Consider the following 6,732-nt stretch of genomic DNA (forward strand, 5'->3'; position numbering starts at 1 on the left):
AACATAGTTACCGAATCGCCTGTTTCAGTTTCAGGTGAAAATTTGAATAAAGATAGCGCTACTATCTACTGTTACAGTGAATCGCCTCGGGGCCTTCTCCTGGCACTTCTGTAAACCGTATGAACGGTGAGCGACCGGAGCGCTCGAGCACCGGAACCGACGCCGATCCTCGAGAACCCCGTCTTAGTCGTTCAGTCCGCTTCGATCGGGAGCGACAGCTGGCGACGGTCGGTCTCGAATCCGTGTCGCTCGTAGACGGCCATCGCCCGAGCGTTGTCGACGTCGACCTCGAGGGAGAGTGCGTCGCAGCCGACCGCTCGAGCCCGCTCCGCGGCGCGCTCGAGGAGGGTGTCGACGAGGCCCGTTCCGCGATAGGACTCGAGAACGTAGAGATCGCCGACCGTCAGCCGATCGGGACGGTCGAAAACGGAGGGGGACTCGTCGACGTCGGTCGTGACGAATCCCGCGAGATCGCCGTCGCTATCGGGCCGAAACGCCGAGTCGGTCGATCCGTCGGCGTCGAGTCCGTCGACGGCGATCCACGTTCGGTGGCCGTCGACCGCGAGTCGCTCGAGCCGGTGTGTGACCTCCGCGGCGACGAGATCGACGTCGTCGGCGAGCGCGTGGCCGTCGACGATCGACTCGAGCTCGCGGTGGTACGGAAGCCACAGCGCCTCGACGTAGCGACGGACGGCCGCCTCGTCGAGCCGAAGGCGTCGGAGCTCCATCACCCGCCGCTGACGGGCGGGAACAGCGCCAGCTCGTCGCCGGCCTCGAGTTCGGTCTCGAGCCCCTCCTCCTCGACTAAGACGTTCGTGCCGTTTCGCAACACGTTGATCTGGGAGCGAAGCTCGCCGTCCTCGAGCACGCGGTCCTCGAGTTCGGGGCGCCCCTCGAGGAGCTCCTCGAGGGCGTCGCCGACGGTGTCGCCGGCGTCGGCCTCGACCGCGACGTGTTTGTCGCCCGCTTGTTCGGCGAGATCCGCGAACAGCTTCCACTCGGTCATGGATGGCGCTATCCGCGCCGCGGGCAAGTAGCTACCGCTCCGGGAGCCGACGGAGGGCCTCCGGACGGCCGAGGACGTATGCGACGTCGCCGGCCGCGAGACGGAGGTCGCCGGACGGGAGCGCGACGGCGTCGTCCCCGTTTCGGTCGACCGCGAGCACCAGCGCCGGCAGCGAGTCGACGGTCGTTCCGTCGAGGGAACCGCCGGCGTCGACGGCCAGCGCGGTGACCGTCTCGTCGGCCGCACGGAGTGCGGACACCAGCTCCCGTTCCGCGTCGGGCGTTCCCGGGAGCGTCACGAGTCGGTACGTGCGGTCGGCGTCGAACGCGCCAACGTCGTCGGCGTCGACGGCGACGGTCGCCGCGTCGGCGGCCGTTCCCCGCAGTTCGCCGACCGCGAGCGGTCGGGTTCCGTCGTCGCTGGTCCAGATCTGGACGGCGTCGCCCGGGCTGGCGTCCACGGCGGGATCCGCACGAACCGAGAGGGCGACGGTGCCGGGAGCCAGCGTCGGCCCGATCCCCGCCGGTCGGCTCCCCAGTCCGAGATACTCGATCTCGCCGTCGGCTCCGAGCTCGACGTCGACGTGGCCGATCCCGTAGTCGCGCTCGAGGCGCGCGGTCAACCGGTCGCGCAGCTGTCCGACGGGCAGGTGCCGCGGAAAGAGGAACGTCTCGCCGGCGAGATCCGCCTTCGTCTCCGCGTCGACGGGATCGTAGCCGTCGACGTCCTCGATCGTCTCCGGGAGCTCCACCGCTGTCACGCGGCCGGCCGAGCGGACGAGCTCTCCCACGTCGTCGATCGTTCGCGGCGCGGCGAGCGCGAACACGTCCCGGCCGAGGTAATCTCCGACCCGCCGCCCGCCGTCCGCGGCGATCGCGCTCGTGGCGAAGACGACGACGGTGTACACCGCGGTCTCGATCTCGAGTAGCGGCGTCGTGCCGATGATCGCGTCCTGCAGGGCGGTCTTCGTGTTCAGCCAGATCGCGACGGCCGTGACACCGGCGAGGACACCGACCCCCTCCGGGAGTTCGTCGGCGCTGTACCACCGGAAGGTCACGGCCGCGGCTGCGGCCGTGCCGGCCGCAAGGACGGTAAAGCCGAGTATTCTGCCGAGAACGTCGAGCAGCGAATCGACGGCGGGGTCGGGCTGGGCGAGCTGTGCGACGAACGGGTCGATCACGCGCGATCACCCTGCCGACGGTCGATTGCCGGGTGACTCATCGTCCGACCGCCTCCGCGAAGGCGTCGGTCGTCCGTTCGGGACCGGCGACGAATATCTCGTCACCGGCTTCGAGGCGGTCCTCGGCCCCCGGAACGAACCGCCACCCCTGGCGACGGTCGTCGGAATCGACGTCCTGTCTGCGGACCGCGAGCACTCGCACGTCGGACGGGGGATCGACGGGCGCCGATTCCGCGGTCGCGCCAACGGTCAGCCGACGGATCGCGTACCCGGCGCGTTTGACGAGCGCGAACGCCTCGAAGTCCCGGTTGGTCCCTCGCGATCGGACGATCAGCCGCGGCGTTTCGGCCTCGAGCAGCGGTTTCACGGCCGGCCGGTCGACGGCGATCGTGACGAGGCCGACGCCGCCGGGGCTCGCGACGCTCGATCCGCCCGGGCCCGGAGACGAGGACGGGGACGGGGAGTCCGCCGCGTCCCGCTCCGCGTCCGACGCGGCCCGGTTCGCGTCGGATTCCGCCGACGGCTCTCGGCTCCCCGGTGGTTCCCGGCCGTCGTCCCGGTCGATCCGTGCGCTCAGGACCCGCCCCGCGATCGGTCGGGTGTCGCCCTGTACGGTCACCCGATCCCCGCGTGCCAGCCCGGTCGGCACCAGCGTCGCGATCGACACCGCCCGCTTTCCCTTCGGCACGCGTCGCGAGAGCCCGCCGGCCGACGGCGCCGCGGCGATCGTCGCGCGTCCTCGCTCGTCGATCGAGACGACGACGTCCGCGAGCTCGTGGTCGGTTCGGAGACGCTCCTCGAGGCGCACCTCGAGCTCCGAGAGCGGAAGATCGGCCGGGAGCCGCCAGGATCCGGTCCGGAGCGTCCTGCGGAGATCGGCCGACAGCGGCGGATACCCCTCCATATCGCGGATCTCGCCGGTGGGCCGGATCGGAACCTGTCCGGCGGCGCCGACGAACTCGATCACGTCGGCCGAGAGGGTTCGCTGGCGCAGCCCGGACAGCGAGAGCCGCCGCGGTAGCTCGGCGCCGAGTTTGTCGCCCTCGTTGTGGGCGTACAGCGCGAGCATCAGGACGACCAGCACGGCGACCAGCAGTCGGGGCGATTGGGCGATGTCGGGTTCGACCAGCCCGAGCAGGCCGCCCTGGACGCTGGCGATCGAGAGCGCCAGCACGACCACACCGAACCCGGGCAGCGTAACGCCGGTCACGTACCGAACGAGAAAGCCGAGCGCACCGGAGACGAACGCGGGCACGATTCCGGTCAGGAGACCGAGGTAGAGACCGAGCAGTACTTCGACCGGCAGCGTCATTACCGGCCGATCGGACGGGACCGTTAAACAGGTACCGGCTCGCGGAGCCGCAGCCCGAACGAACTTGGGCCGCCGACGGGAACGAACGAGGAAGACGATGAGTTCAGATCCACAGCGCGTTGCGATCGCATGTCAGGGCGGCGGTAGCCACACGGCGTTTACCGCCGGCGTGCTCTCCCGGCTGCTCGAGGACGAGGCCCTCGCGGACGACGTCGAAATCGTCGGTTTCAGTGGCACCTCGGGCGGGGCGGTCTGTGCGTTGCTCGCGTGGTACGGTCACGAACACCCCGATCACGAGCCCCGACAGCTGCTGGCCGACTACTGGGCGGACATGGCGGCGCGGGGGCCCCTCGACCGGCTGGCCAACGAGACGGTCCGCTGGACCGGTCGACTCCAGCGGATGGGCGTCCCCACGCCCGAGGTCAGCCCCTACCAGTCGCCTGCCGCGCTCTGGGGCCGCCGGGAGTTTCTCGACCTGCTCGAGCGCCATGTCGACTTCGAGGCCATCCCCGAACTGCTGGACGGGAGCGAGCCGGCGCTGTTGATCAGCGCCGCCAACGTGCTTACGGGCAGTTTCAAGCTCTTTCGCGAGGACGAACTCTCCCCGGAGGCGATTCTGGCGTCGGCCGCGATCCCGTACGTCTTTCCGGCCGAGGAGGTCGACGGCAACTACTACTGGGACGGGCTGTTCTCGAAGAACCCGCCGGTCAAGGAGTTCGTGAGCAACCGGGAGACCCCCGACCCCGACGAGATCTGGGTGATCAAGATCAACCCGCAGGCGCGACCCCGAATCCCGAAGTCGACGGAGGGAATCGCCGATCGCCGGAACGAGCTCTCGGGAAACAAGTCGCTAAACGCCGAGATCGACTTCATCGAACACCTTAACAATTGGATCGAGGCGGGCTACCTCCCCGAGAAGTTCACGCACACCGAGATCGAACGACTCCGCTTTCGTCGGCCAGATCTGGGTTGGCGAACGAAACTCGACCGGAGTCCGGACTTTCTCGAGGGGTTGTTCGAGGACGGCGAGGAGGCCGCAACGGAGTTCCTTGACGACCGGGAGGCGACCGCAAACGAAGAGGTTTAATCGGCCACGCGCCCGAGCCGAGGTATGGTCGGCGAACGCATCGTGGAACGGCTGCCCGAGAACTGGCGCTGGGTCGTGACGACCCGCGCGGCGGTCGTTCTCGTTATGCTCGTCGCCCTGCTGTCGGTCGCAACGGGGATTCTGCGGATCGATCAGCAGGCGGCGGACTTCGGTCCGTTCGCGGCTCACGTGCCGATCGTCGTCCAGAACGCCGTCGGCTTCACGGGGGCGGTTACGGGCTTTCTGATGCTCGCGAGCGCGCTCGCGCTCAGGCGGCGACTGCGCGCCGGCTGGTGGGCGACGTTCCTGCTGTTGCCGCTGACGGCGATCCAGGGACTGCTGCAAGCGAGCCCGTACTCGCTGCCGCTGGTCGTCCTCTCGGTGTGTGCCCTTCCGACACTGCTGCTCAGCCGACGGCAGTTCGACCGCTCGCTCTCGCTGGCGACGACCCAGCTGGCTGCCGGCGGTGCCCTCGTCGGCGTTCAGGCCTACGGCACGTTCGGCTCGTACGCCCTGCGCGAGCAGTTCGACGGGATCGACCACCTGCTCGACGCCTTCTACTTCACGCTGATCACCTCGAGTACGGTCGGCTACGGCGACATCGGACCCGAAACCGAGGTCGCAATGCTCTTTACGATGTCCGTCGTCGTGCTCGGCGTCGCGAGCTTCGGTATCGCCATCGGATCGCTCGTCGGCCCCGCGATCCAGGCTCGTCTCTCGAAGACCCTCGGCATCATGACAGACTCAGAACTCGACCTGCTGGACGACCACATCCTCGTGCTCGGCTACGGGGATCTGACCGAACCGATCGTCAACGAACTCCACGAGGCGGACCGCCAGTTCCTGGTCGTCACTGGAGATCAGGAGGCCGCCAGCGAACTCTCCGACCGCGACATCCGCGTGCTGACGGCCAACCCGAGCGACGAGGATCCGCTCCGGCGAGCGCGGATCGAGCACGCCCGGGCCGTCCTCGTCACGACCGACGACGACGCCCAGGACGCCCTCGCGGTGCTGACCGCCCGCGAGCTGCGACCCGACGTTCGCATCGTTACCGCCGCGACCGACCGCGAGAACACCCGGAAGCTCAAGCGCGCCGGCGCGGACGACGTCATCAGCCTCTCCGAACTCGGCGGCCACCTGCTGGTTCGCTCGGCGCTCGGCAAGGACGAGTCGCCGGTCGTCTCGCGGCTGCTCGAGACGGAGTGACTCCGAGCCGGCGCGAACCGTGTCCGAACGCTCTTCTCACATTTCTACCCACCGCAAAAAATATACTGAGGTAGCGAAGACTGTACGACCACAGTACATGACACGAAAAATACGTGAACGAGCGGTCAACCGATGCGACGGCTCAGGCTCGAGGCGAGGATCGCCGCGCCGGTCGTCGATCGGTTCGCCGGAGGAGGTGTAGATGCTACAGCTACTCAACGCGGCGTTCGTGCTTCAGGCGGAGGGCGAGGAGCTGCCGATGGACGAGTCGACGTTTCTCCTCATCGCGTTGGCCGTCTCGGTCGTCTTCCTGGCGATCACGGTCGGCGTCGCCTACTGGATCTACAAGGACGCCTCGAAACGGGAGAACAACGAACTGCTCTGGGCGCTCGGCACCGCCGGGCTGCTGTTCCTGCTCTTCCCGCTGGGCGTAGTCGCCGCGATCGCGTACTTCGTCGTCCGCGGGGAGAAGACGACCGGGGAGGAGGGGGAACCGCGGCAGGCCGAACCCGCCGGCCAGGAGTGGTAACGGCCGAGGACCGGTCCGCTTGAGCCCGCGAGTCCGTCCTCGAGGGTCGATGCAGTCGGTTCCGTTCCGTCGAGTGAGTTCGATTCTCGTCCGTCCGAAACAGTTGCAAGAGGGACAAGTCAGTCGTAGCAACTGGATAGTAATCAGACATTCTGGCGTCGACGCTCGTATGACGAAGTGGCGACGGCGTTCGGTGCTGGCGACCGGTGCAACGCTTACCGCAGGGGGAGCCCTCGCGTCGATCGGTGCCGGAGAGGGGGCGGCCGACGACGACCTGCCGGACCCGGACCGCGATCCCAACCCGGGGATAGACGAGGACTGGCCATCGTTCGACGGCGGCGCTGGCCACGCGAGATACGTCCCCGACGGGACCGCGCTCGACGGCGACGCGCTCGAGGACGCCTGGACCGTC

Annotated in this window: 7 protein-coding genes and 1 pseudogene; 4 read left to right on the top strand and 4 right to left on the bottom strand. The window is 68.3% G+C overall.

What is annotated here, in order from left to right:
- Positions 1 to 191: 191 nt before the first annotated feature.
- From QA609_RS24305 to QA609_RS24320, 4 genes are read right to left on the bottom strand one after another with little or no spacing between them, the layout of a single operon-like run.
- On the bottom strand, positions 192 to 728 hold the full coding sequence (locus QA609_RS24305; protein ID WP_278305202.1) for a GNAT family N-acetyltransferase: 537 nt from the start codon (positions 726 to 728) through the stop codon (positions 192 to 194).
- Positions 728 to 1,006: a ubiquitin-like small modifier protein 1 gene (locus tag QA609_RS24310; RefSeq protein ID WP_278305203.1), complete on the bottom strand. Its 279-nt coding sequence runs from the start codon at positions 1,004 to 1,006 to the stop codon at positions 728 to 730. Before QA609_RS24310 ends, QA609_RS24305 begins: the two co-directional genes overlap by 1 nt.
- Positions 1,007 to 1,037: 31 nt before the next feature.
- Positions 1,038 to 2,186 carry a TrkA C-terminal domain-containing protein gene (locus QA609_RS24315; protein WP_278305204.1) on the bottom strand — a complete coding sequence of 383 codons (1,149 nt, stop codon included), beginning with the start codon at positions 2,184 to 2,186 and terminating at the stop codon, positions 1,038 to 1,040.
- 37 nt (positions 2,187 to 2,223) lie between these two features.
- Positions 2,224 to 3,498, bottom strand: a complete 1,275-nt coding sequence (locus QA609_RS24320; RefSeq protein WP_278305205.1) for a TrkA C-terminal domain-containing protein — start codon at positions 3,496 to 3,498, stop codon at positions 2,224 to 2,226.
- 97 nt (positions 3,499 to 3,595) lie between these two features.
- On the opposite strand from QA609_RS24320, the gene QA609_RS24325 reads away from it, so the two are divergent.
- From QA609_RS24325 to QA609_RS24340, 4 genes and pseudogenes are all read left to right on the top strand, one after another.
- Entirely contained in the window at positions 3,596 to 4,585 is a 990-nt protein-coding gene (locus tag QA609_RS24325; RefSeq protein WP_278305206.1) for a patatin-like phospholipase family protein, read from the top strand.
- Positions 4,586 to 4,609: 24 nt separating this feature from the next.
- Positions 4,610 to 5,791 carry an NAD-binding protein gene (locus QA609_RS24330; RefSeq protein WP_278305207.1) on the top strand — a complete coding sequence of 394 codons (1,182 nt, stop codon included), beginning with the start codon at positions 4,610 to 4,612 and terminating at the stop codon, positions 5,789 to 5,791.
- 202 nt (positions 5,792 to 5,993) lie between these two features.
- Complete coding sequence (locus tag QA609_RS24335) at positions 5,994 to 6,320, top strand: hypothetical protein (protein ID WP_278305208.1); 327 nt, start codon at positions 5,994 to 5,996, stop codon at positions 6,318 to 6,320.
- A 169-nt stretch (positions 6,321 to 6,489) separates the two neighbouring features.
- Positions 6,490 to 6,732, top strand: a pseudogene (locus QA609_RS24340) (hypothetical protein); the annotation flags it as partial.

This window comes from Natronococcus sp. A-GB7 (assembly GCF_029688865.1).
Taxonomy (GTDB): Archaea; Halobacteriota; Halobacteria; order Halobacteriales; family Natrialbaceae; genus Natronococcus.